Origin of the sequence: Arthrobacter sp. WCS2018Hpa-7, from assembly GCF_031843805.1 — a bacterium.
In the GTDB taxonomy this organism is placed as follows: Bacteria; Actinomycetota; Actinomycetes; order Actinomycetales; family Micrococcaceae; genus Arthrobacter.
The window spans coordinates 165298-186498 of record NZ_JAVTJB010000006.1 but is presented as its reverse complement, the minus strand read 5'-3'; the positions used below and the strand labels follow the sequence as shown (position 1 = coordinate 186498).

The window sequence follows — 21201 nt, the reverse complement described above, 5'->3', positions numbered from 1 at the left end:
ATTTGCAGCTGAAGGTCAAACTAGCGTAATCTTGATCTTCGGTGCTTACGCCAACACTTGGGTTATGCCCCTTGGAATTGTTCAAGGGATGACTCGCGGACTTCGATCAGAAGTCCACGGCGTTGAGGCACAGCGCGAACCAAGCCTGATTTCGGTTCCAGGTTCCGCACGCAAATTTAGTTATAAACGTCGAGAGAAGTGAGTACCCAAGTGGTGTACGCGATTGTCCGCGCAGGCGGCCGCCAAGAAAAAGTTTCCGTTGGAGACTACGTAACGCTTAACCGCGTCCCCGGTGGAGCCGGCAGCACGCTTGAGCTGCCCGCCTTGCTCCTGGTTGACGGCGAGAAGGTCACCTCCGCAGCTGCGGAACTGGCCAACGTCAAGGTTACTGCTGAGATCCTCGAGGACCTCCGTGGTCCGAAGATCGTCATCCAGAAGTTCAAGAACAAGACCGGCTACCGGAAGCGTCAGGGTCACCGTCAGGAACTGACCAAGATCAAGATCACCAGCATCGCGTAACTTTCGTTACCCGCTGTTCAGGTTTTTCAGTTTCCCCAGAAATTTAGAGGCAGGCATTTCACATGGCACACAAAAAAGGCGCGAGTTCCACTCGCAACGGTCGTGACTCCAACGCACAGTACCTGGGCGTCAAGCGCTTCGGTGGTCAGGTAGTCTCCGCAGGCGAAATCATCGTTCGCCAGCGTGGCACGCACTTCCACCCGGGTGCAGGCGTAGGTCGCGGTGGCGACGACACACTGTTCGCCCTGCAGGCCGGCTCGGTTGAGTTTGGTACTCGCCGCGGTCGTCGCGTAGTGAACATCGTTGCTGCTGCAGCTGCAGAGTAACAACAAGTTCTGAACCGGTGGAGGGGGCCAAAACGGCCCGCTCCACCGTTCTTTTAACCGCATTACAATCGACTAGGGCGCCCCCGGCGCGCTGGTTTTTGCAATAACGCTGGCAACAGCAACAAACGCTGTAAGACAGCAACTGAGGAGATTCACGTGGCGAGCTTTGTAGACCGGGTAGTCCTGCACGTATCCGGCGGAACCGGCGGCCACGGCTGTGTCTCTGTAAAGCGGGAGAAGTTCAAGCCGCTCGGTGGCCCCGACGGCGGCAACGGCGGCAACGGTGGCGATGTCATCCTCCGGGTGTCCGCCCAGACCACCACCTTGCTGGACTACCACCATGCACCCCACCGCCACGCCACCAACGGTGGCCCGGGCATGGGCGACTGGCGCGGCGGCAAAAACGGCGAGACCCTGATTCTTCCGGTCCCTGACGGCACCGTCATTAAGACCAAGGACGGCGAAGTCCTGGCTGACCTCGTGGGCGAGGGGACTGAATACATTGCAGCTGCAGGCGGTCAAGGCGGCCTGGGCAACTCTTCCCTTTCCTCCCAGAAGCGCCGCGCACCCGGCTTCGCCCTGTTGGGCATCGAAGGCGAATCCAGCGACATCGTCCTGGAACTGAAGTCCATTGCCGACATCGCGCTGGTTGGGTTCCCGTCAGCCGGCAAGTCCAGCCTGATCGCAGCCATGTCTGCTGCCCGGCCGAAGATCGCCGATTACCCCTTCACCACACTCATCCCCAACCTTGGCGTGGTCCAGGCGGGAGAGGTCCGTTTCACCATTGCCGATGTCCCCGGTTTGATCGAGGGTGCCAGCGAAGGCAAGGGCCTTGGGCACAACTTCCTGCGCCACGTAGAGCGATGCGCGGCATTGGTGCACGTCCTCGACTGCGGAACCCTGGAGTCGGACCGGGATCCTCTGTCCGATCTCGCCATCATTGAGGCCGAGCTCGAGAAGTATGCGGTTGACATGAGCTACGCCGGTGTTGACGGCGAAGTTGTTCCCCTGAACGAGCGCCCCAAACTGGTCGTCCTGAACAAGGTTGACTTGCCCGACGGCAAGGACATGGCCGAGTTCGTCCGTCCGGACCTGGAATCGCGGGGTTACCGCGTCTTCGAAGTCTCGGCAACCAGCCACGAAGGCCTGCGCCAGCTCGGATTTGCCATGGCGGAGATCGTCAAGGCTGCGCGCGATGCCGTGGCAGTCGCACCTCCCAAGGTGGCGCCGCCCGTCCTTCGTCCCCGCGCGGTCAACGAGTCCGGTTTCAAGATCCGCCGCGAAGAAAAGAACCTCGAACCGCTGTTCCGCGTTCTGGGCGAAAAGCCTGTGCGCTGGGTCAAGCAGACCGACTTCACCAATGAGGAAGCCATTGGCTACCTTGCCGACCGCCTGGCCAAATTGGGCGTCGAAACTGAACTCTTCAAGGTTGGCGCCAAGCCCGGCGACACCGTGGTCATCGGTGAAGACGATGGCGTGGTGTTCGACTGGGAGCCCACCATGATGGCCGGTGCCGAGCTTTTGGCAACCCCCCGCGGTACGGACATCCGCGTTGCGGACATCGGCGACCGTCCTACGCGTTCGCAGAAGCGCGATGAGCAGATTGAGCGCCGCGAAGCCAAGGCAGCCGCACGAGCAGAGCTTGAAGCAGAACGCAAGGCCGGCATCTGGACTGAATCCGTCAGTGGCCGCCGCGCGCAGACCGTGAGGGAGAGCACCCTGGACGCCGGTGATGACGACTAGGACCGTCGACGTTCCGGCCACGGCCGACGGTCTGGAACGCCAGGCCCTCGCCACCGCCAAACGGATTGTGGTCAAGGTGGGGTCCTCTTCCTTGACCAGCATCAAGGGCGGTATTTCCGAGAAATCCCTTGCGGGACTAGTGGACGCCCTGGCCGAGAAGCGCAATGCCGGCACCGAGATCATTCTGGTCTCTTCGGGGGCCATCGCTGCAGGCCTGGCTCCTTTGGGTCTGGCCAAACGGCCCAAGGACCTGGCCACGCAGCAGGCTGCCGCGAGTGTGGGCCAGGGACTGCTCATGGCCCGTTACACCCAGGCGTTCAGTGCCCATGGCGTCACCGTCAGCCAAGTGCTGCTGACCGCGGATGACCTCATGCGCCGCACGCAGCACACCAACGCTTTCAGGGCGTTGGACCGTTTGCTCAACCTTGGCGTGGTGCCCGTGGTCAACGAGAACGACACCGTGGCCACGCACGAGATCCGCTTCGGCGACAACGACCGACTGGCCGCTTTGGTAGCTCACCTTGTCCGCGCGGATGCGCTGGTACTGCTGTCCGACGTCGATGCCCTTTATGACGGTCCGCCGTCCCAGGGTGCCAAGCGTATTCCGTTGGTTCAGGGTCCCCAGGACCTTGAGGACGTCACCATCGGCAAGGCCGGTAAGGCCGGCGTCGGAACCGGTGGAATGATGACCAAGGTGGAGGCGGCGTCGATAGCTGCCGGCTCCGGTATCCACGCTTTGGTAACGTCGACGGCCAACGCTGCGGCCGCCTTGGCGGGGGAGGACGTGGGAACCTGGTTCTCCGTCAATGGCAACCGCAAGCCGGTCCGCCTCCTGTGGCTGGCGCACCTGGCGACGGTTCAGGGACGCTTAATGCTCGACGACGGCGCGGTTAAAGCAGTGCGCGAACGGCACAGGTCTCTCCTTCCCGCGGGCATTTCTGAGGTCAGCGGAGATTTCGAAGCCGGCGATCCCGTGGAGATGGTGACCCATGACGGGACCGTGGTGGCGCGTGGGCTGGTGAACTACTCCTCGGAGGAACTTCCACGCATGCTGGGCCGGACTACCCAGGAGCTCGGGCAAGCGATGGGCCGGGGTTACGACCGCGAAGTTGTTCATGTTGATGATCTGGTGCTCTTGCGGACGCCGCGCTCATCTAAACTTGGAGCATGACTGAAGCGCTGACCCCTGATGCCCCTGTGATCTCCGACGTTTCCGGTGTTCCCGGACAAACGCCGGAGAACCCTGTGGCAGGCGGCGCTCCGCTCTCCGCGGAGGATGTCCAAGCCGCCGTTCATGCCATTGCCGACCGTTCCCGCAAGGCTTCCCGCCGCATGGGTCAGGCGAACCGTGCCTGGAAGGACCGTGCGCTCCGCGCCATCGGAACAGCCCTGGTGGAGAATCGGAAGCATGTTTTGGAGGCCAACGCCAAGGACGTTGCCGCAGGCCATGCCAATGGCACGTCCGCAGCACTCCTGGACCGCCTCACGCTGACTCCTGCCCGGATCGATGGCTTGGTTGCGGCCCTGGAGAATTTGGCGGGCCTGCCGGATCCCGTGGGCAACGTGGTCCGCGGACAGACGCTCCCCAACGGCCTTCGCCTGCGCCAGGTCAACGTACCCATGGGTGTTGTGGCCGCCATTTACGAGGCACGGCCGAACGTAACCGTGGATATCGCCGGCTTGGCCCTGAAGAGCGGCAATGCCGTGATTCTTCGTGGCGGGTCCGCAGCGGCGAACACCAATGAGGCCTTGGTTCGGATCCTTCGGGAAGCACTGGACTCGGTGGGCCTGCCGGCTGATGCTGTCCAGACCGTGGACCAGTACGGCCGTGAAGGTGCCAACGTGTTGATGCGTGCCCGCGGACGCGTGGATGTCCTCATTCCGCGGGGTGGGCGGGACCTTATCCAGACAGTGGTGACCAACTCTGCCGTGCCCGTTATTGAAACGGGTGAAGGCAACGTCCACATCTTCATCGACGAGTCCGCGAACGAAGAAATGGCCGTGGAAATTCTTCTCAATGCCAAAACGCAGCGTCCCAGCGTCTGCAACACCGTGGAGACCCTGCTGGTGCACTCGGGTGCGACGGTGCTTCCCGCTGTTGCCAAGGCATTGCGATCACAAGGGGTGACGCTCCATGTGGACGAGAGGATCGCCGCTGCCTTAGGCAAGGACGTCGAAACCGTTCCCGCTGACGACGACGATTGGGCCACCGAATACATGGACCTTGACCTCGCAGTGGCCATGGTGGACAGCCTGGATGAGGCCGTCAACCACATCCGTACGTGGACCACGGGACATACTGAAGCGATTCTTACCAACAACCTGGCCAACGCCGAGAAATTCATCGCAGAGATTGATTCCGCTGCTGTGATCGTCAACGCCTCCACGCGGTTTACCGACGGTGGCGAACTGGGCCTCGGCGCCGAAGTGGGTATTTCGACGCAGAAGCTGCACGCCCGGGGGCCCATGGGCCTCACGGAGCTGACCACCACCAAGTGGATCGTCCAGGGCGAAGGCCAAGTCCGCGGCTAGCAACGCGGTAACATAGAACAGAAGTCCGGAACGTCGGGAAGCCCCGCCGTGCAAAACATTTGAGAACCAACTAGGGGAGAAGATGCTGTTTCAGCAGATCGCCACGTCCATTGCCGCCCAAACTGAAGGCGGCGGCCACGAGGAACTTGCACCCCTGTGGGCAGAGCCGTGGGTCTTCGGCATCGTGATGTTCGCTTTCCTGCTTGTCCTCATGTTCATCACCCTCTCCTACACCAACCTGGGCAACCGCCACGAGGCTGTTGAAGAGCACGCTGACCCGCACCGCCAGCACCCGAACAAGCACACCCACGGGCAGGGCCACTAACATTATTGCCGCAACACCACGTGGGGAGTCGGGGCGTAGGCTTCGGCTGGGCGTGATGGGTGGAACGTTCGATCCAATCCATCATGGCCACCTTGTGGCTGCCAGTGAAGTAGCAGCCAAGTTCGGACTCGACGAAGTGGTTTTCGTGCCTACGGGACAGCCGTGGCAGAAGTCGCACAAGCTTGTCAGCGAGCCGGAGCATCGGTACTTGATGACAGTGATTGCCACCGCATCCAACCCGCGGTTCACTGTGAGCCGGGTGGACGTTGACCGTCCCGGCCCCACGTTCACCATAGACACCCTGCGTGACTTGCGGGCCCAGCGTCCTGACGCGGACCTGTTCTTCATCACCGGCGCGGATGCCCTGGCCCAGATCCTGTCCTGGAAAGATGTGGACGAGTTGTGGTCGTTGGCGCACTTCGTCGGGGTGACGCGTCCCGGACATGAACTGAACGACCTCGGACGGACTGATGACGTCAGTTTGCTCGAAGTTCCCGCCATGGCGATCTCCTCCACGGATTGCCGGATCCGCGTGGGCGCAGGCAACCCCGTCTGGTACTTGGTGCCGGACGGAGTTGTGCAATACATCGCTAAATATGGTCTGTACGCGCCCCAGCCCGTGGCAGGGGAACTGACGCCCGTACTGTCCGGATCAGACGACCAAGCACGTACTGAATGAGTTTTGAATGAGCAGCCAGGAACAGCGACCCATCCGCAGCAGGCGTGAGCTTCGCCGCGCCCGGGAAGAGCAGACGGACGCCACTGCGCAGCCAGAAGCCACTGCGCAGGCAGACGCCACCGCACAGGCAGACGCCCCAGCGGAGCCGAAGTCGCAGCCAGAAACTACCCCGGAGCCCAAAGCACCGGCAAAAGCCGACGTGAATTCCAAGACACCCGCCACTGTTGACGCTGCTGGTGCTGACCGTCCGGCTGCCCGTAACCGCCGTGCTGCTGATGGGCCGGTGGATGCCGTAGGAACCGCAGCGCAGGAGCGATCCTCCCAGGTCCGGGCACGCGACCGCGCAGCTCTGCGGACCATCAAGGAACTCGCGGACAAAGAAGAGCAGCTCTCCGGAGGTGGGCCTCCCACGCGGCGCCAGCTTCGACTTCAGCAGCTCCAAGCCGAAGTTGCCACGTCAATGAACCCGATCGTTCCGGCGCCGGGCTCCGCGCAGGAAGCGGCAAAGCCCGGGGTCGCCAAGTCCGGCACAGCAAAGTCCGAAGCTCCGAAGTCTGCGGAAGCAAAGCCCGCGGTCGCCAAGTCCGGCACAGCAAAACCCGAGGCCGCCAAAGCTGAGGCCGACCACGGAATCGCCAAGGACAAAAGCACGTCGGGGGGCCACGAAACTCCTGCTGACAAGACCACGCCCAAGATCAAGGCCCCGGAGGACGGCCCGGAATCCGGAATGTCTGTGGAGCAGGCGCTTGCTGTCCGTGAGTTGATCGCGGCGCAGGTCCAGAACCAGACGTCCAAGCTGGAGCACATTGCTGAGCAGGATCCGTTGGCTGTTGATCCAGCGGTCTTGGCGGAGCAGATTGCCTTGGCCGAACGTGCGGCCGTGTTGAATAAACGCGCTGCAGCCAAGCAGAAGCTTGCCGAGCAGAACAAGGCTGAGCAGAACAAGGTCGAGCAGGCAAAGTCTCCAGCGGCTACGTCAGGTCCTTCCACGGCCAACAACCTGGCCATGGTGACTCCTTTGGAGTTCGTCAAGGTTCCTGGTGTTGAGCGTCCGGTCATGAAGCGTCCCAGCACCACGTTCGTGCCGTTAATCACCTCGGCAGGGCCCACGCTGGATGACCCGTCCCAGGTCAAGAAGCCAGGTTCTCGGGGCCGCGCGGGAGTTCTTGCCCGAGCGGAAGCTGTTGCCAGGTCCGCCAGGAAGAAGCCGGTTGCGCCGGTGGAGCACAGCGAAGAGACGCAACGACCTCCCGTTTCCGCCAGTACGGCTTACGGACTTGATCCGTTGGACGTCAATACTGCAGGACTTGCCAGGGCGCAGCGCGGCAGGCTGCTGCAGTACGGTGTTTTGGCTCTGGGCCTTGTTGCGCTCATCGTCGGCATCATCATGATCACCAGCGGCTAGTTCCGCTTTATCTCGGCATACGCCAAACCAAGGCCACAGGCCACAACAAGGAGTCCCCGTGTCTGCACATGAACAATCCATCACCCTCGCCCGTCACGCCGCGCGTGCCGCGGCCGATAAGCTCGCCGAAGACATCGTTGCGCTGGACGTCAGCGAGCGGTTGGCGCTCACTGACATCTTCCTGATTGCTTCCGCTCCTACCGAGCGCCAAGTCAATGCAATCGTTGATGGCATTGAGGAAGAGCTGCTCAAGCAGGATCTTCGCCCCGTGCGTCGTGAGGGCCGCTCTGAAGGCCGTTGGGTTCTGCTGGATTACGCGGACATCGTGATCCATGTCCAGCACGCCGAAGACCGCGTGTTCTATGCACTGGAGCGTCTGTGGAAGGACTGCCCTGTGGTGGACCTGGAGCTCGGTGACGATGCCTCCGCCAAGGTTGTTTCCGCGGAGGACTCCGAGCACTAGGAACTCACGGCAACCGAATATGCCCGATTTGGAATTTTCGGAAACGCTGTTCTAAGATATTTGAGTTGCTTCGGCGCGGATGGCTGAAATGCTGAACGCGAAGCAGCAAGAATATGGGGCTGTGGCGCAGCTGGTAGCGCACCTGCATGGCATGCAGGGGGTCAGGGGTTCGAGTCCCCTCAGCTCCACCATCAAGGGTCCTGCTTTCGTCAAGGAAGCAGGACCCTTTCCTGTACCCGGAGACAATTGATCCGGCTGGCTGTGCCCGGGCTTACGCAGTTCGTCGCCGGCGACTCAAGGACTGTGTGTCTAGTTGCTTGTACCTGATGTCAAGGCCGGCAGCATGAAGTCCCACATCTGTTCGATCCTGGCCATGACGTCCTCCCGCGCAGTGAGGACTTCGGAGACCATCTGAACTCCGGTGAATGATGCAATCAAGAAGCGGGCGAAGGCGGCGGCATCCAGATCGGCGCGGACATCCCCCTCCGCCTGGGCGTGCGCCAGTAAGTGGTGGGCGGTGTTGATCCAGTCCTGATACGGGCCGGAGACGTCAGCTTGAAATGCAGAGGCCTCGAAAGTGAGCCGGATACCACCTTGGACAATCGGTTCATCCAGCAGTTGCTGCCCGAACATCCTGCAGAGTCCGATGATTTTCTCCAGCGCAGTGTCGTTGGAAGCGGCGATCTCCGAGCCCGCCGACTGGACCAGCGCGTGTTGCTCGGCGATGACCGCCAGGGCAAGCTCACGCTTGGACGTGAAGTGAAAATAGAGTGCGCCTTTGGTCACGCCCGCGCGCTTGGTGATGTCAGCCAGGCTGGCGTTTCCATACCCAATCTCCGCGAAGACACGGGCTGCGCCTTCAATGACTGCCAGTCGGGTGTCCTGCGCACGTTGCTGCATCGGTAGTGGCTGACCTTTCGAGCGATGTGGTGGGGCCGGATGATCTGTCACGGGATGCTGGCAGTGGCGCCTCTGGAACCCCACAACGCTATCACCGGGCAAAGGTGGGTCGCTCAATTAAACCGACTGGACGGTTTGGTTTCTGGAAGTATCGATCTTAGACTTCATGGGGGCGGGCTGGCCGACAGCGCGCTCCCAGGCAGCCGGTTTGGGGGAGGCGCGGCGGATTCGTCCAGCGCGCCTCGGCTGCCAGGTTCCATTGAGGAGCCGTAGCTGATAAGTCACGACTTGGGGTGACGCAGTTCACGTTCAGCCGATTTCGCTTCTCGATGGATTGTGGTTAGTATTGACGAGTTGCTTCGACGGGAAGAGAAAAACTTCGCCGGAAAATCAACAAATCCGGGGCTGTGGCGCAGCTGGTAGCGCACCTGCATGGCATGCAGGGGGTCAGGGGTTCGAGTCCCCTCAGCTCCACTTCGGAAAAAGACCCCGCTCATCTGAGCGGGGTCTTTTTGCATGTCCTGGAAGCTTGTCTCCTTTATGCAGGGGGGCGGGCGAACTCGGCGCCACTGACGAACTCCACACCTTGGAACGGTTCGTCGCCTACCACGTGAGCGTTGTGGCCCGGCGGGATCGTGTAGGAGTCGCCGGCAGCAATACTGATCTGGCCGCCGTCGTCGGTTTCAACGTCCAGCCTGCCGGAAACGCAGAATCCAACGTGGCTCAACTGGCAGGAGTCGGTGCCCACTACAGGTTTGATGCAGTCAGCCCAGGTCCACCCCGGCTCAAAGGTCATACGGCCGATTGTGTACTCTCCCACGGTGACGAGGTCCAGCACGGTCTTGTCCGGGCGGCGCGTCTCGTCGGGAGAGTTGTGGGACTTTACTTCAAGGTTCATGACAACATTGACACTCATGGCTTCTCGCAGGGGAGGGGGGAGCCGGATGATGGATGGTCCCGGTGCCTGGCTCCTTGGTCACCACGACGTGTGCCGGCCGCCTCTGTGATGGGCTTACCAAACTGACGGGACGACCAGGTGTTTACGTGCTGCACTCTCAGGTTCCTCCCAAGCACTGACAAAGTCGAGTCAAAAACGCAACGAAAGTGAGAACCTCCATCGTGACGGCATTGGAACTGGAAACCCTGTTTGGCTGCTTGAGCAGGTTCCCGGACGTCGAAGCGGACAATTTGCAGGCCTACGACGCCACTGACCGGATTTTGCTGGAAACAGCGGCAAAGATGGCGGGCCAGCACACCGACGTCGTCGTTGTTGGCGACCGCTACGGTGCCCTGACGCTGGGCGCGCTGGTGGGGCTCGGCGTCGGGCATGTCCGTGTTAACCAGGACCTTTTCACGGGGCGGCTCGCATTGGAGCGCAACGCAACTACGGCAGGTCTCGAGGGCCGTTTCACCCAGCATGGGCTAGGTCCGGAGTTGCTCGGCAACGCAGGGCTGGTACTTGTTCAATTGCCGAAGTCGCTGGCTGAGTTGGAGGAAATCGCCGACGCCGTTGCCCGGTTCGCAGCGCCGGATACGGTGGTGCTGGCAGGTGGCCGCGTCAAGCATATGTCCACCGGTATGAATTCAGTCCTGGAGAAGTACTTTTCCTCTGTCCAACCACAACTTGCCCGGCAGAAGTCCAGGGTGCTCATTGCCAGGGATCCCCAACCGGTTCCGGACGCGCCACCGTTCCCCGTTGTTGAGCCATTGCAGGAATTGGGAATCACGGTCTGTGCACATGGTGCCGTCTTCTCGGGAGCCCGCCTGGATATTGGGACGCGTTACCTGTTGACCTTCCTGGACCGGATGCCGGCTGCCCGGCGCGTGGTGGACCTGGGATGTGGAACGGGGATCCTGGCCACCATGTATGCACGGCGCCATGAGGAGGCGAATGTGGTGGCAACGGACCAATCCGCCGCTGCTGTTGCTTCGGCCCGGGGTACCGCGGAGGCCAACGGGGTGGGAAGCCGGGTCGCCGTCGTTCATGATGACGCGATGTCCACGCTTGAACCCGGCAGTGCTGACCTCATCCTGCTGAACCCGCCGTTCCATGTAGGCGCCAGCGTCCATGCAGGCGCTGCGCTGAAGATGTTCCAAGCCGCCGGACGGATGCTGGCGCCGGGTGGGGAGTTGTGGACCGTCTACAACAGTCACTTGCAGTATCGGGGTGCGCTGGAGCGGCTGATTGGGCCAACGTCGGAGGAAGGCCGTAACCCGAAGTTCACGGTGACACGCAGTATCAAATCCTGAGCGCACCGTCATCAAGGCACGGTCCGGGAAGCTGTCGCATACAATTCAGTGGCATCGTTACCAACCTCTGACTTCGTCGCCAGCGTGTGCTCGTATCTGTGGGGCTGTGGGTATCGTACGATGCAGACAGAGACTAAATTCGACGAAGTTTTTCCGAATGACGAGGGGCATCAGTGACTGAGATCCGGCAGCCGACACCGAGGCGCGGAACGAATCTACCCCGTATGGGGGACTTCAATCTGACTGTCATTCTGGAGGCGATCCGGCGGTCGACGCAGGGACTCAGCCGTGTGGAGCTGGCACAGATTGTTGGACTTTCCCCCCAAACCATTTCCAATATTTCGCGGCGGCTGCTGGATCAAAAGCTGATCGTCGAGGCCGGCAAGGAAGGATCGGGGCCGGGCAAGCCGCGGACCATCCTGCGGTTGAACCCGGCTGGGATGTATGCCGTTGGTGTCCATCTGGACCCCGCCGTTATCACTTTTGTGGTTCTTGACCTGTTGGGCGACGTCGTCCGGCATTCCCGGATGTCCACCCCTGGCGGGGACCCCGCCGGCGTGATCACCAGCATCGCCGCGCAGATCAAGGTTTTGGTCGAAGAGTCGGGCGTGGACGCATCCAAGATCGCTGGTCTTGGCGTTGCAGTCCCGGGACCCATTGACCTGGATGAAGGCTCTGTGGTGGACCCGCCCCTGCTGACCCGGTGGAACCGGGTGCGTATCCGTGAGGCCTTGAGTGAAGCCACCGGGCTGGAGACCCTGGTTGACAAGGACGTCACCAGCGCAGCTGTTGCTGAAACCTGGGCAGGCGGCGCGAGCGGCGCCGGCAGCTTTGTTTTCATGTACATGGGTACCGGCATCGGTTGCGGAATCGTGCTCAACGATGAAGTAGTCCGTGGAACCTCCGGCAACGCAGGCGAAATCGGCCACATCGTGGTTGACCCTTCCGGTCCGTTGTGTGATTGCGGACTGCACGGATGTGTTAAGTCCTCCTGCATCCCTCAGGTCCTGGTGGCCGAAGCTGAAGCAGCTGGTGTCTTGGACGGTCACCGTGAGGGGGCAGACGGTCCCGAAGTCCAGGAGCGGTTTGCGGCCCTGTGCGACCAAGCCGACACTGGGAACCAAAAAGCCATTGCCATTCTGGATAAGTCGGCCACCCTTGTGGCCCGTGCAGTGTCCGTGGTGACCAATACCCTGGATGTGGAGCGCGTGGTGTTTGGTGGTCCCTTCTGGGGCCGGATGTCGCCCTATTTCCTGGAGCGGGTTCCGGAGCTGTTGGACAGGAACAATGCTGCCCGCATGATCCATGACCTCGAAGTTGTAGGAACCGGAGTGGGTGAGGATGTCGGCGCAATCGGTGCCGCATGCCTCGTTTTGGAGCACATGCTGGCACCGCGGGCGCAGCGGCTCCTTCTGGAAGGCTGAACCAGCGCGACGTTTGACGGATTGGAGCACCATGGGCCGCCCAATGAAGTTAGCCGGCTTGAAGCACGTGGCGGCGAAGTTTGCCGCCATCGCTTCAGTCGCCGCCGTAGTTGTGGGAGCAAGCTCCTGTTCGCCGACGCCTGATGCGGCCGGGGACAAGACGCTGAAGATTGTTTATCAGAAAACGGATGCTTTTACTGCCCTCGACGCCGTCATGCAGGACGCCAAGAAGGAGTTCGAAGCCGCAAACTCCGGGGTTGCCGTTGAGCTTCAGCCCATCCAGGCCAATGATGACGACTACGGAACCAAGCTTGCCCTCGCGCAGCGTTCCGCGGACACGGCGCCGGATGTCTTCTACGAGGACACGTTCAAGGTCCGTTCGGACGTCGACGCCGGGTACCTCCTTAAGCTTGATGCCTACCTTGAGAAGTGGGATGACTGGTCCCTGTTCAACGAAGCCGCCAAAGCGGCCGGCCGGGCAGATGATGGCGGAATTTATGCGGTGCCGCTCGGTACGGACACCAGAGCCATTTGGTACAACAAGTCAGTCCTTCAAAAGGCGGGCATTTCCTTGCCATGGCAGCCTCAGACCTGGGATGACATCCTTACCACGGCCCGTGCCGTGAAGGCCTCCGACCCCAACGTGATCGCCTTCAACATGTACGCAGGCAAGGGGACTGGCGAAGGCACAGTCATGCAGGGCTTCTATGAGCTCCTCTACGGGACAGACAGCACGTTGTATGACGAGAACGCCAAGAAGTGGGTGGTCGGTTCCCAGGGGTTTACTGACTCGCTGGCGTTCTTGAAGACCCTCTACGACGAAAAACTCGCAGTGAGCCCGGCCGAGGCCTTGGATGCCAACGTCTGGAAGAAGGTCTTTGGCGAGTGGTTCCCGCAAGGCAAACTGGCGGCCACCGTGGAAGGTTCCTATACGCCGTCGTTCTGGCAAAAGGGCGGGGCCTACGAGTGGGCAGGGTATGAGCAGGACATGGGCGTCGCGATGTTCCCCACCAGGAATGGACAGGAGCCCGGAGGTGTCAGCATGTCCGGCGGCTGGACACTTGCGGTGGGTGCGAAGAGCAAGAACCCTGACCTTGCCTTCCAGTTCCTCACCACTGCACTGAACAAGAAGAACGCGTTGGCTTACGACATCAACAATTCGCAGATTGCCGTCCGGACCGATGTCGCCGCGGAAGCTGATTATTTGGCAGCCAACCCGTTCGTCAGGGATGTCTCAGACCTGGTGGCCGTGACGCATTACCGGCCCGCCACTGCTGACTATCCGAAGATTTCCACCGCCGTCCAAGTGGCTACGGAGTCAGTGATAACCGGCAAGCAAAGCCCCGAGGACGCCGCAGCAGAATACGATGCCACCGTCCGGAAGCTTGTGGGTGAGGACAAGGTCCTGGAGAAATGACCATCCGCCGCGTTCTGCGGCACCTTCCGGTAGTTCCGTCGATTCTCCTGCTCGTGCTTTTCCTCGTGGCCCCGGTGGCTTGGTCGTTTTACGCGTCGTTCACCAATGCTGCGTTGACGGGCAAAGCAGCGCAGGACCCGCAGTGGGTGGGCGTTGATAACTATGCCCGGATGTTCAGCGACGACTCGTTCCCGCTGTCGGCCTGGCTGACAGTGGTCTTTGTCGCGGCGTCTGCGGTGGTGGGTCAGAATGTGCTGGGCCTGCTGATTGCGCTGTTGATGACGCGTTCAGGCAAGGTGGTCTCTTCAATAGTGGGTACAGCAGTTGTTGCGGCCTGGGTGCTTCCGGAAATTGTGGCCGCGTTTGCCGCCTATGCCTACTTCAACCGGGACGGAACCCTGAACCAAGTGGTGGGCATCGTCGGTCTCCACGGCGTGGACTGGCTGTATTCGTTCCCCCTGGTGGCGATCATCCTGGCGAACACCTGGCGCGGCACCGCGTTCTCCATGCTGGTGTACCGGGCTGCTTTGGCGGACGTGCCACGGGACATTTCCGAGGCCGCGCTCATGGACGGCGCCCGGGGGTGGCAGAGGCTCACGTTCATTACCCTGCCGCTGATCCGGAGCAGTATCACCACCAACCTGATGTTGATTACCCTCCAGACACTGGCCGTTTTCACCCTCATCTGGGTGATGACGGCAGGCGGTCCGGCCAACGCCAGCACTACCTTGCCGGTCCTGGCGTACCAGGAGGCGTTCAAGTTTGGCGACATCGGCTATGGAACAGCGGTGGCCTCGGTCCTGATCCTGTTGGGCATGGTGTTCGGTGCCGTCTACGTTCGGCTCCTGAGGGAGCGGCGCCCGTGACCATTAGGGGACTGCGGGCGCAGGACAAGACAACACGTACGACGACGGGTGGCACCTCCCGTTCCAGGGCCCGGCTGGGTGCGGATATCGCCCTTGCCGTGATCGGAGTCTGCTTTGTGGCGCCTCTATTGTGGTTGCTGCTGGCCGCCGTCGATCCCCAGGCCGGATACCAGACCAAGGTGCCATCGGGGCCTTCGATCGCCAACTTCAGTGCGGTGCTGACTCCTGAGCTGTTGTTTCAGCCGTTGGCCAACAGCTTGTGGTTGTCTGCCGGTACGGCCGTGGTGAACCTTCTTGCTGCCGTGCTGGCCGCGTATCCGTTGTCCAGGTACCAGTCCCGGTTCAACAAGCCGTTCATGTACACGGTGCTGTTCGGCACCTCGTTGCCGGTCACGGCCATTATGGTGCCCGTGTATGGGCTGTTCGTCCAACTTCAATTGTTGGATTCCATGGCGGCCACCATTTTCTTCATGGCAACCACTACTTTGCCCATGGCGATTTGGATGACCAAGAACTTCATGGACTCGGTTCCCTTGGAAATGGAGGAGGCTGCCTGGATGGACGGGGCGTCAGCCATGACGGCGTTGCGCACCATTGTCCTGCCGCTGATGAGGCCGGGGCTCGGTGTGGTGTTTATCTTCGTCTTCATCCAGGCGTGGGGAAACTTCTTTGTGCCCTTCATCCTGTTGTTGTCACCGGGCAAGCAGCCGGCGGCGGTGTCGATCTTCAGTTTCTTCGGCCAGCACGGAGCAATCGCTTACGGCCAGTTGGCTGCTTTTTCCATCCTCTATTCGGTCCCGGTGCTCCTGCTCTACGCGCTGGTTTCCCGGGGCATGGGGAACTCTTTTGCCCTGTCTGGAGCCATGAAGGGGTAGCCGGCGCTCAGTCGATGTCCTCGATGATCTCGCCGTAGGGGATGGATTCGTCCAGGTGGGCTTGGTGGCCGGTGGGTCCCCGGTTGAAAGTGATCCGGACCCCGTGGCGTTCGTCGGCGGCTGATTGCAGGAGAACGGGCCGAACGGCGTCGATGACGTGCTGGTCCTGGGAGGCGAGGTACTTCTGATAGGCGGCTGGTAGCTGATGCATGGCAAAAGGATAGACCTCGAAGGGCTGCATGGGGAGGGGTCCCCATTGCGGCCCTGAACAGGGAGGGCTTGGATAGAGTGGCCCATGGAGGCGGAAGCATCCGGTGCCCGGCATCGGGTTCCGGAGCCTGCCGGGAGACAGACACGCCAGCGAGGGGACCACGAGTGCAACAGACCACAGCCACGGCCGGAATCGATGCACCGGACATAGCCCGTGCCCAACAACTCGTCGGCAGCATCATCCGGAGTTTTGAGAACAAAGTGGTGGGCCAGGCCAGGCTTCGTGAGACGTTGGTCATCGGGTTGTTGACGGGCGGCCATGTGCTGCTTGAAAGTGTGCCGGGCCTTGCCAAGACCACGGCGGCCCAGGCCATCGCGGAATCGGTCAGCGCAGAGTTCCGCCGGATCCAATGCACTCCGGACCTGTTGCCCAGCGACATCGCAGGCACGCAGATTTTCGATGCTGCCAAAGGAACATTCGTCACCCAGTTGGGCCCGGTCCATGCCAACATCGTGCTGCTGGATGAGATCAACAGATCCAGCGCGAAGACCCAGAGTGCCATGCTGGAGGCCATGCAGGAACGGCAGACGTCCATCGGTGGCGAGTCCTACCCTCTGCCGCAGCCGTTCCTGGTGCTGGCTACGCAGAACCCCATCGAGCAGGAAGGGACGTACCGGCTCCCCGAAGCCCAAATGGACCGCTTCATGCTCAAGGACGTCCTGGACTACCCGAGCCCGGCCGAGGAAGCAGAAGTCATCCGCCGGATTGACGCCGGTGTGTTCGATGCCGACCAGAAGCCGCCGGCTGCTGCCTCACTGGATGCCGTGGTCCAGGTCCAGGGCCTCGTGCGACGGGTCTACATTGACCCCGCCATCGTCAGGTACATCGTGGGCCTCGCCTACGTCACCCGCAATGCTTCCCAGTATCTGGAGCCCAAGCTCGCCAACCTTGTGGAGTTCGGCGCCAGTCCCAGGGCCAGCATTGCCTTCAGCCAGGCAGCCAGGGCCCTTGCCTTGCTCAATGGCCGTGACCACGTGATTCCCGAAGACGTCAAAAGCCTTGCCCACCGCATCCTGCGGCACCGCATCATTCTCGGGTTCGAGGCTGTGGTTGAAGGTGTCCCGGTGGAAACCGTCATTGATGCCGTCGTGGCATCTGTCCAGACACCGTAGCGGGGATTGCCAGTGCCCAGCCTGCTTCGGCGGGTGAAGTCGAAGATGTTCATCTTCGCCCACCGGAGAACTTTGACCCTGCTCGACGGCGAATACGGCTCCGTTTTCAAAGGCCGCAGCCTGGACTTTGATGAGCTGCGGGCCTATGTTCCCGGAGATGAAGTCAGGGACATTGATTGGAAAGCCACCGCACGGCACGGATCGCCCTTGGTCAAAAGGTATGTGGCAGTTCGCCGGCACTCGGTGCTGTTGCTCGTCGATACCGGCCGCACCATGGCTGCCGAGGCTTTGTCCGGTGAGTCCAAGAAGGACATCGCTGTGCAGGCAGCCGGAGTGCTGGGGTATCTGGCGTGTCGCCACGGTGACGACGTCGGCCTCCTGCACGGTAACGGGACCACAACCCGGTATGTACCGCCCCGCAGCGGCGAGGAGCACTTGGAACGCTTGCTGCAGGAGCTTGATGCGAGCGTCGGCCTGGACGGGCCTGCCAGTTCCCTCGCGGAGCAACTGGACTATGTCCTGAGATACCTGAAGGGACGCTTGCTGGTTGTTGCCGTCGCGGATGAGTTCATGCCCGATGCCCGTACTGAGGGCCTGATGCGCAGGCTTCGAGGCAGGCACGAAGTCCTTTGGCTTACCGTGCGGGACGCGAACCTCACACCGGTGGCAGACAAAGGTGCCACGAACAGTATGGATGTGGGCACGGGGCAGGGAATTCCTCTGCCGCTGGCCGCCGACAGCAAGATCCAGGCTGCCTATGAAGCTGCCATGGTGGAACGCGGCGAACACCGCAGCTCCATCTTCCGCCGGCTGGGCATAGCCGAGGAACAAACCTCAGGCAGCGCGGACCTCTTGCCTGCCGTCTTTGCACTTCTTGAGAAGCACCGTTCGGGTGCACCAACTGCCAGGGGTGCCGCTGGGGGTGGCAACCGTGCAGGATGATGCCGGCTTCTTCGCGCCGCTGCAGTATCAGCCACAATGGCTCTGGGCCGGCCTGCTGCTGGTCCTGGTGGTGGGTGCCTGGTACGCCTGGATCTTCCGTCCCGCCCGCCGGAGACCGCCAGCCGGACAAAGACCGCAACATCAGGACCTGGACGCCCTGCGCTCCGCGTGCCTGACGGCCATCAACGCCACAGCAGAAGACGCCGACGCCGGACGAATACCAGTGCGCGACGCCCATCAAAGACTCAGCTTCCTCGTGCGGGAGTTCGCCGGGACAGCCACAGGGCTGCCCGTCACGTCCATGACGCTGGACGACCTCCGCCGCCAAGGACTCGAGAACCTTGCTGAAGGAATCGCAGGCATCTACCCCAACGAATTCGCCCGTGTGCCCATCCACCCCGTGGGGCACTCAGCGGAGGCTGCACGCCAAGTGGTGATCGGATGGAACTGAGCTACTGGTGGATCCTTCCCCTGACCGCAGCAGCGGTGGCCATCAACGCCTGGCTGTACCGCCGTCGTCGTCCTCCACAGGCCCGGCCCATCGCGCACGGTGACCGCCTGACCGACCTGCCGGAGTACCAGCACGCACTACGCAGGTACCGCCTGCGGCTGATGGTGGCAGTCATTCTGGGTGCCGTATTCCTCGCCGCCACCGCCACAGCCGCCGCCAGGCCCATCCTGCGCACCACGGAACAACCGGAAATCCGGAACAGGGACATCGTGCTCTGCCTGGACGTGTCCGGATCCATGACCAGTACCGACGCCGCCATAGCCACCGTGTTCCAGGAACTCGCCAAGGAATTCGACGGCGAGAGGATCGGCATGGTCATCTTCGACAGCAGCAGCGTGCAACTCTTTCCCCTCACCGACGACTACGACTACGCCGCCGAACAGCTCGCCGAAGCGAAGGAAGCCTTGGACAGCGGGGCAGGATCCTTCTTCGACGGCACCTGGAACGGTGCGGGCTCCTCACTGATCGGCGACGGACTGGCGTCCTGCGTGCAGAGCTTTCCCGATGACACAGGCGCCGCCGATGCCCAGCGCTCGCGGTCCATGGTGCTGGCGACCGATAATTTCCTCTCCGGCGAGCCGATCTTCGGCCTGGAGGAAGCGGCAGCCCTGGCCGCCGACAAAAAAGTGAAAGTCTACGCACTGAACCCCAGCGACATGGACTACGGCAACCAACCTGATGAACCCGGTGCCCAACTCAGGGCTGCCGCTGAGCGCACCGAGGGCTCCTACTTCACCGTGGACAGCGCTGAGGCCGTGCCGGGCATCGTAGGGAAAGTGCAGGAGACAGAAGCCACCAGCTACCGTGCAGCTCCTCAGGCGGTGGCAGCCGATGCTCCCGCCTGGCCGCTCGGGATCGCCCTGGTTGCTGGAACGGGCATGCTGGTACTTGGCTGGAGGCTGGAACCATGACCTTCGCCCCGGTCATCCCGTGGCCCCTGCTGATCCTGGCCGTCGCCGCCGTGCTGGTGTTCACTGTGCTGGCATTGACGCGGAGGAGACCGTGGAAACCGGGCCAGCCTGGACGGAGCCAACCGCCACGGAACGCGAAGCCGGCAGCGTTGCGGAGTGCCGCCGTCGTGCTTCTGCTCCTGGCCATGCTCCGGCCGGGCTGGCCCGGTGGACAGGCCACCACCGCCACCGCGGAGATGGACGTCTTCTTCGTGGTGGACACCAGCACCAGCATGGCAGCCGAAGACTACAACGGCTCCAATACCCGTCTGGCAGGGGTCCAACGCGATGTCATGGCGATAGCCAAGGAGCTCGCCGGTGCCAAATTCTCCCTGATCACCTTCGACAACAAAGCCGCCGTCCGCATGCCCCTCACCCGTGACGCCACCGCGCTGCAGACTGCCATGACCACACTGCAACCCCAAAACGCCCGATACGCCAAGGGAAGCAGCGTCACCGGTGCAGCACAGCTACTCAAAGATCGGCTTGCTGCAGCCAAGGAGCAACACCCTGGCCGGCCCGCTTTGGTCTTCTACGCCGGCGATGGCGAAAACACCAGCGCCGAGCAGCCTCCGGCACTGGACGCCGCCAACGTAGCCGGGGGAGCAGTCCTCGGATACGGCACCCCTCAGGGCGGACGCATGAAGGAAACCCCGGATGCCGACGCCGGCTACCTCACGGACCGCAGCTCCGACACCGCGCAGGACGCCGTTTCACGCATCGACGAAGACCAACTCCGCACCATCGCCGACCAACTCCGCCTCCCCTACGCACACCGGACCGGGACAGAGCCGCCGTCGGACATGCTCGGCAAGGCCCAGCCAGGTGCGCTCACCATCAGCGACGCGGACACCCCCGGACGCATTGAGCTCTACTGGCTGCTCGCCCTGGCTGCCTTCCTGCTGGTACTCCACGAACCACTGCGCCACCTCGCCGCACTCCTGAACCTCCGCCCTGCAGCAGCAAAGGAGCGCACACCATGACCCACAATGCACGACGACGGCGACTCCGGCTTGCGCTGTGGTCCGCGCCACCGGCCTTGCTGGTGCTCGCAGTTGCCGCGAAACTCCTCAGCGTGGGCGTCTTGGGTGGTACAGCCGCGGAGTCCTACCTTGCCGGTCAGGAAAGTGAGGTGGCCCGGGCTGCTTCCTGGCTGCATGCAGTGAACTTCGTGGAGCCGCACAAGGCACCGTTCGCCTCCGGGGACGCCCAGGTGCTGGGGGGTGACTTCGCTGCTGCACGGGAAGACTTTGAGACCGCTTTGCGGCTTGGCCCCGGTGATGACGAGTGCAAAGTCCGGGTCAACCTTGTCCTGAGCATCGAGAAATTGGGGGACGCGGCAGGGGGCGGGGACGCTGCCGCCCGGCTGTTTACCGAAGGTCTTGCTGCCGCGGAGGCATCGCCGCCGCAATGCCGTGCTGACGGTCCCGCGAACACCGCGGGGGAGGGCGCCGCCCTTGCCGCCGCAGAGGACCGGCTCACGAACAAAATTGCCGAGGGAAATTCCCAAAGCGGCAAGGCGCAACAGCCTTCCGGCGAATCCCCGGCCACGCCGCCACAGGAACAGCTCAAAGAGTTGGAGGAGAGCGCGCAACGAGCCCAACGGGAACGCTCGGAGGGGCAGGAACGTGGAGAATATCTGCGGAGTCCTGACGATGGCCCGCGTGTGGACAGGCCGTGGTGAACCTTTC

At 62.2% G+C, this 21201-nt stretch carries 23 protein-coding genes and 2 tRNA genes; 22 read left to right on the top strand and 3 right to left on the bottom strand.

The features are described from left to right. Positions 1 to 210: 210 nt before the first annotated feature. The 10 genes from rplU (at position 211) to RQH14_RS09425 (ending at position 8183) form a co-directional block, all read left to right on the top strand. Positions 211 to 519: a 50S ribosomal protein L21 gene (gene rplU, locus RQH14_RS09470; RefSeq protein WP_024816904.1), complete on the top strand. Its 309-nt coding sequence runs from the start codon at positions 211 to 213 to the stop codon at positions 517 to 519. Positions 520 to 581: 62 nt separating this feature from the next. Beyond that, positions 582 to 845 carry a 50S ribosomal protein L27 gene (rpmA, locus tag RQH14_RS09465; protein ID WP_024816903.1) on the top strand — a complete coding sequence of 88 codons (264 nt, stop codon included), beginning with the start codon at positions 582 to 584 and terminating at the stop codon, positions 843 to 845. A 156-nt stretch (positions 846 to 1001) separates the two neighbouring features. Beyond that, a complete protein-coding gene (gene obgE / locus RQH14_RS09460) occupies positions 1002 to 2588 on the top strand; it encodes a GTPase ObgE (RefSeq protein ID WP_311213014.1) in 1587 nt (528 codons plus the stop codon). Next, positions 2578 to 3759, top strand: coding sequence for a glutamate 5-kinase (gene proB / locus RQH14_RS09455; protein ID WP_311213013.1), 1182 nt, complete (start codon positions 2578 to 2580; stop codon positions 3757 to 3759). Before obgE ends, proB begins: the two co-directional genes overlap by 11 nt. After that, positions 3756 to 5120, top strand: a complete 1365-nt coding sequence (locus RQH14_RS09450) for a glutamate-5-semialdehyde dehydrogenase (protein ID WP_311213012.1) — start codon at positions 3756 to 3758, stop codon at positions 5118 to 5120. The genes proB and RQH14_RS09450 overlap by 4 nt, the downstream gene beginning before the upstream one ends. Positions 5121 to 5202: 82 nt before the next feature. Continuing rightward, positions 5203 to 5445: a hypothetical protein gene (locus RQH14_RS09445; protein ID WP_311213011.1), complete on the top strand. Its 243-nt coding sequence runs from the start codon at positions 5203 to 5205 to the stop codon at positions 5443 to 5445. A 55-nt stretch (positions 5446 to 5500) separates the two neighbouring features. Further along, on the top strand, positions 5501 to 6124 hold the full coding sequence (gene nadD, locus RQH14_RS09440) for a nicotinate-nucleotide adenylyltransferase (RefSeq protein WP_216659717.1): 624 nt from the start codon (positions 5501 to 5503) through the stop codon (positions 6122 to 6124). A 7-nt stretch (positions 6125 to 6131) separates the two neighbouring features. After that, complete coding sequence (locus RQH14_RS09435) at positions 6132 to 7529, top strand: hypothetical protein (protein WP_311213010.1); 1398 nt, start codon at positions 6132 to 6134, stop codon at positions 7527 to 7529. 58 nt (positions 7530 to 7587) lie between these two features. Next, complete coding sequence (rsfS, locus tag RQH14_RS09430) at positions 7588 to 7992, top strand: ribosome silencing factor (protein ID WP_311213009.1); 405 nt, start codon at positions 7588 to 7590, stop codon at positions 7990 to 7992. A 115-nt stretch (positions 7993 to 8107) separates the two neighbouring features. Then, a tRNA-Ala gene (locus RQH14_RS09425) sits at positions 8108 to 8183 on the top strand. Positions 8184 to 8301: 118 nt separating this feature from the next. Here the strand turns inward: RQH14_RS09425 and RQH14_RS09420 are convergent. Then, the gene (locus RQH14_RS09420; RefSeq protein WP_311213008.1) at positions 8302 to 8892 is read right to left on the bottom strand and encodes a ScbR family autoregulator-binding transcription factor; all 591 of its coding nucleotides are present in this window, start codon (positions 8890 to 8892) and stop codon (positions 8302 to 8304) included. A gap of 401 nt (positions 8893 to 9293) precedes the next feature. Here RQH14_RS09420 and RQH14_RS09415 point away from each other — a divergent pair. Then, positions 9294 to 9366, top strand: a tRNA-Ala gene (locus RQH14_RS09415). Between the two features lie 64 nt (positions 9367 to 9430). Here the strand turns inward: RQH14_RS09415 and RQH14_RS09410 are convergent. Then, entirely contained in the window at positions 9431 to 9808 is a 378-nt protein-coding gene (locus RQH14_RS09410) for a cupin domain-containing protein (RefSeq protein ID WP_311213007.1), read from the bottom strand. 188 nt (positions 9809 to 9996) lie between these two features. On the opposite strand from RQH14_RS09410, the gene RQH14_RS09405 reads away from it, so the two are divergent. The 5 genes from RQH14_RS09405 to RQH14_RS09385 all read left to right on the top strand — a co-directional run bounded on the left by RQH14_RS09405 (position 9997) and on the right by RQH14_RS09385 (position 15724). Next, positions 9997 to 11142: a methyltransferase gene (locus tag RQH14_RS09405; protein WP_311213006.1), complete on the top strand. Its 1146-nt coding sequence runs from the start codon at positions 9997 to 9999 to the stop codon at positions 11140 to 11142. 224 nt (positions 11143 to 11366) lie between these two features. Continuing rightward, positions 11367 to 12566, top strand: coding sequence for an ROK family protein (locus RQH14_RS09400; protein WP_311213005.1), 1200 nt, complete (start codon positions 11367 to 11369; stop codon positions 12564 to 12566). 43 nt (positions 12567 to 12609) lie between these two features. Further along, complete coding sequence (locus RQH14_RS09395) at positions 12610 to 13983, top strand: extracellular solute-binding protein (RefSeq protein WP_311213004.1); 1374 nt, start codon at positions 12610 to 12612, stop codon at positions 13981 to 13983. After that, positions 13980 to 14849, top strand: a complete 870-nt coding sequence (locus RQH14_RS09390; protein ID WP_311213003.1) for a sugar ABC transporter permease — start codon at positions 13980 to 13982, stop codon at positions 14847 to 14849. The genes RQH14_RS09395 and RQH14_RS09390 overlap by 4 nt, the downstream gene beginning before the upstream one ends. A gap of 2 nt (positions 14850 to 14851) precedes the next feature. Further along, positions 14852 to 15724 (top strand): carbohydrate ABC transporter permease, encoded by an 873-nt coding sequence (locus RQH14_RS09385; protein ID WP_396136290.1) that lies wholly within the window; start codon positions 14852 to 14854, stop codon positions 15722 to 15724. Between the two features lie 7 nt (positions 15725 to 15731). Here RQH14_RS09385 and RQH14_RS09380 read toward each other — a convergent pair whose 3' ends face one another. Further along, entirely contained in the window at positions 15732 to 15935 is a 204-nt protein-coding gene (locus tag RQH14_RS09380; RefSeq protein WP_311213002.1) for a hypothetical protein, read from the bottom strand. Positions 15936 to 16099: 164 nt separating this feature from the next. On the opposite strand from RQH14_RS09380, the gene RQH14_RS09375 reads away from it, so the two are divergent. The 6 genes from RQH14_RS09375 to RQH14_RS09350 are packed head-to-tail and all read left to right on the top strand — an operon-like array spanning position 16100 to position 21194. Continuing rightward, entirely contained in the window at positions 16100 to 17107 is a 1008-nt protein-coding gene (locus RQH14_RS09375) for a MoxR family ATPase (protein ID WP_311213001.1), read from the top strand. 12 nt (positions 17108 to 17119) lie between these two features. Further along, positions 17120 to 18049 carry a DUF58 domain-containing protein gene (locus RQH14_RS09370; protein ID WP_311213000.1) on the top strand — a complete coding sequence of 310 codons (930 nt, stop codon included), beginning with the start codon at positions 17120 to 17122 and terminating at the stop codon, positions 18047 to 18049. Continuing rightward, the gene (locus tag RQH14_RS09365; protein WP_311212999.1) at positions 18039 to 18500 is read left to right on the top strand and encodes a hypothetical protein; all 462 of its coding nucleotides are present in this window, start codon (positions 18039 to 18041) and stop codon (positions 18498 to 18500) included. Before RQH14_RS09370 ends, RQH14_RS09365 begins: the two co-directional genes overlap by 11 nt. Next, positions 18491 to 19471, top strand: a complete 981-nt coding sequence (locus RQH14_RS09360) for a vWA domain-containing protein (RefSeq protein ID WP_311212998.1) — start codon at positions 18491 to 18493, stop codon at positions 19469 to 19471. The genes RQH14_RS09365 and RQH14_RS09360 overlap by 10 nt, the downstream gene beginning before the upstream one ends. Next, positions 19468 to 20493: a VWA domain-containing protein gene (locus RQH14_RS09355; protein ID WP_311212997.1), complete on the top strand. Its 1026-nt coding sequence runs from the start codon at positions 19468 to 19470 to the stop codon at positions 20491 to 20493. Before RQH14_RS09360 ends, RQH14_RS09355 begins: the two co-directional genes overlap by 4 nt. Further along, positions 20490 to 21194 carry a hypothetical protein gene (locus RQH14_RS09350; protein WP_311212996.1) on the top strand — a complete coding sequence of 235 codons (705 nt, stop codon included), beginning with the start codon at positions 20490 to 20492 and terminating at the stop codon, positions 21192 to 21194. The genes RQH14_RS09355 and RQH14_RS09350 overlap by 4 nt, the downstream gene beginning before the upstream one ends. The last annotated feature ends 7 nt before the right edge of the window (positions 21195 to 21201 follow it).

Coding starts and splice junctions, on each gene's coding strand:
- rpmA (WP_024816903.1), top strand. CDS start 582: ATGGCACACAAAAAAGGCGCGAGTTCCACTCGCAACGGTCGTGACTCC.
- proB (WP_311213013.1), top strand. CDS start 2,578: ATGACGACTAGGACCGTCGACGTTCCGGCCACGGCCGACGGTCTGGAA.
- RQH14_RS09450 (WP_311213012.1), top strand. CDS start 3,756: ATGACTGAAGCGCTGACCCCTGATGCCCCTGTGATCTCCGACGTTTCC.
- RQH14_RS09445 (WP_311213011.1), top strand. CDS start 5,203: ATGCTGTTTCAGCAGATCGCCACGTCCATTGCCGCCCAAACTGAAGGC.
- nadD (WP_216659717.1), top strand. CDS start 5,501: ATGGGTGGAACGTTCGATCCAATCCATCATGGCCACCTTGTGGCTGCC.
- RQH14_RS09435 (WP_311213010.1), top strand. CDS start 6,132: ATGAGCAGCCAGGAACAGCGACCCATCCGCAGCAGGCGTGAGCTTCGC.
- RQH14_RS09420 (WP_311213008.1), bottom strand. CDS start 8,892: ATGCAGCAACGTGCGCAGGACACCCGACTGGCAGTCATTGAAGGCGCA.
- RQH14_RS09410 (WP_311213007.1), bottom strand. CDS start 9,808: ATGAGTGTCAATGTTGTCATGAACCTTGAAGTAAAGTCCCACAACTCT.
- RQH14_RS09400 (WP_311213005.1), top strand. CDS start 11,367: ATGGGGGACTTCAATCTGACTGTCATTCTGGAGGCGATCCGGCGGTCG.
- RQH14_RS09395 (WP_311213004.1), top strand. CDS start 12,610: ATGAAGTTAGCCGGCTTGAAGCACGTGGCGGCGAAGTTTGCCGCCATC.
- RQH14_RS09390 (WP_311213003.1), top strand. CDS start 13,980: ATGACCATCCGCCGCGTTCTGCGGCACCTTCCGGTAGTTCCGTCGATT.
- RQH14_RS09380 (WP_311213002.1), bottom strand. CDS start 15,935: ATGCATCAGCTACCAGCCGCCTATCAGAAGTACCTCGCCTCCCAGGAC.
- RQH14_RS09360 (WP_311212998.1), top strand. CDS start 18,491: ATGGAACTGAGCTACTGGTGGATCCTTCCCCTGACCGCAGCAGCGGTG.
- RQH14_RS09355 (WP_311212997.1), top strand. CDS start 19,468: ATGACCTTCGCCCCGGTCATCCCGTGGCCCCTGCTGATCCTGGCCGTC.
- RQH14_RS09350 (WP_311212996.1), top strand. CDS start 20,490: ATGACCCACAATGCACGACGACGGCGACTCCGGCTTGCGCTGTGGTCC.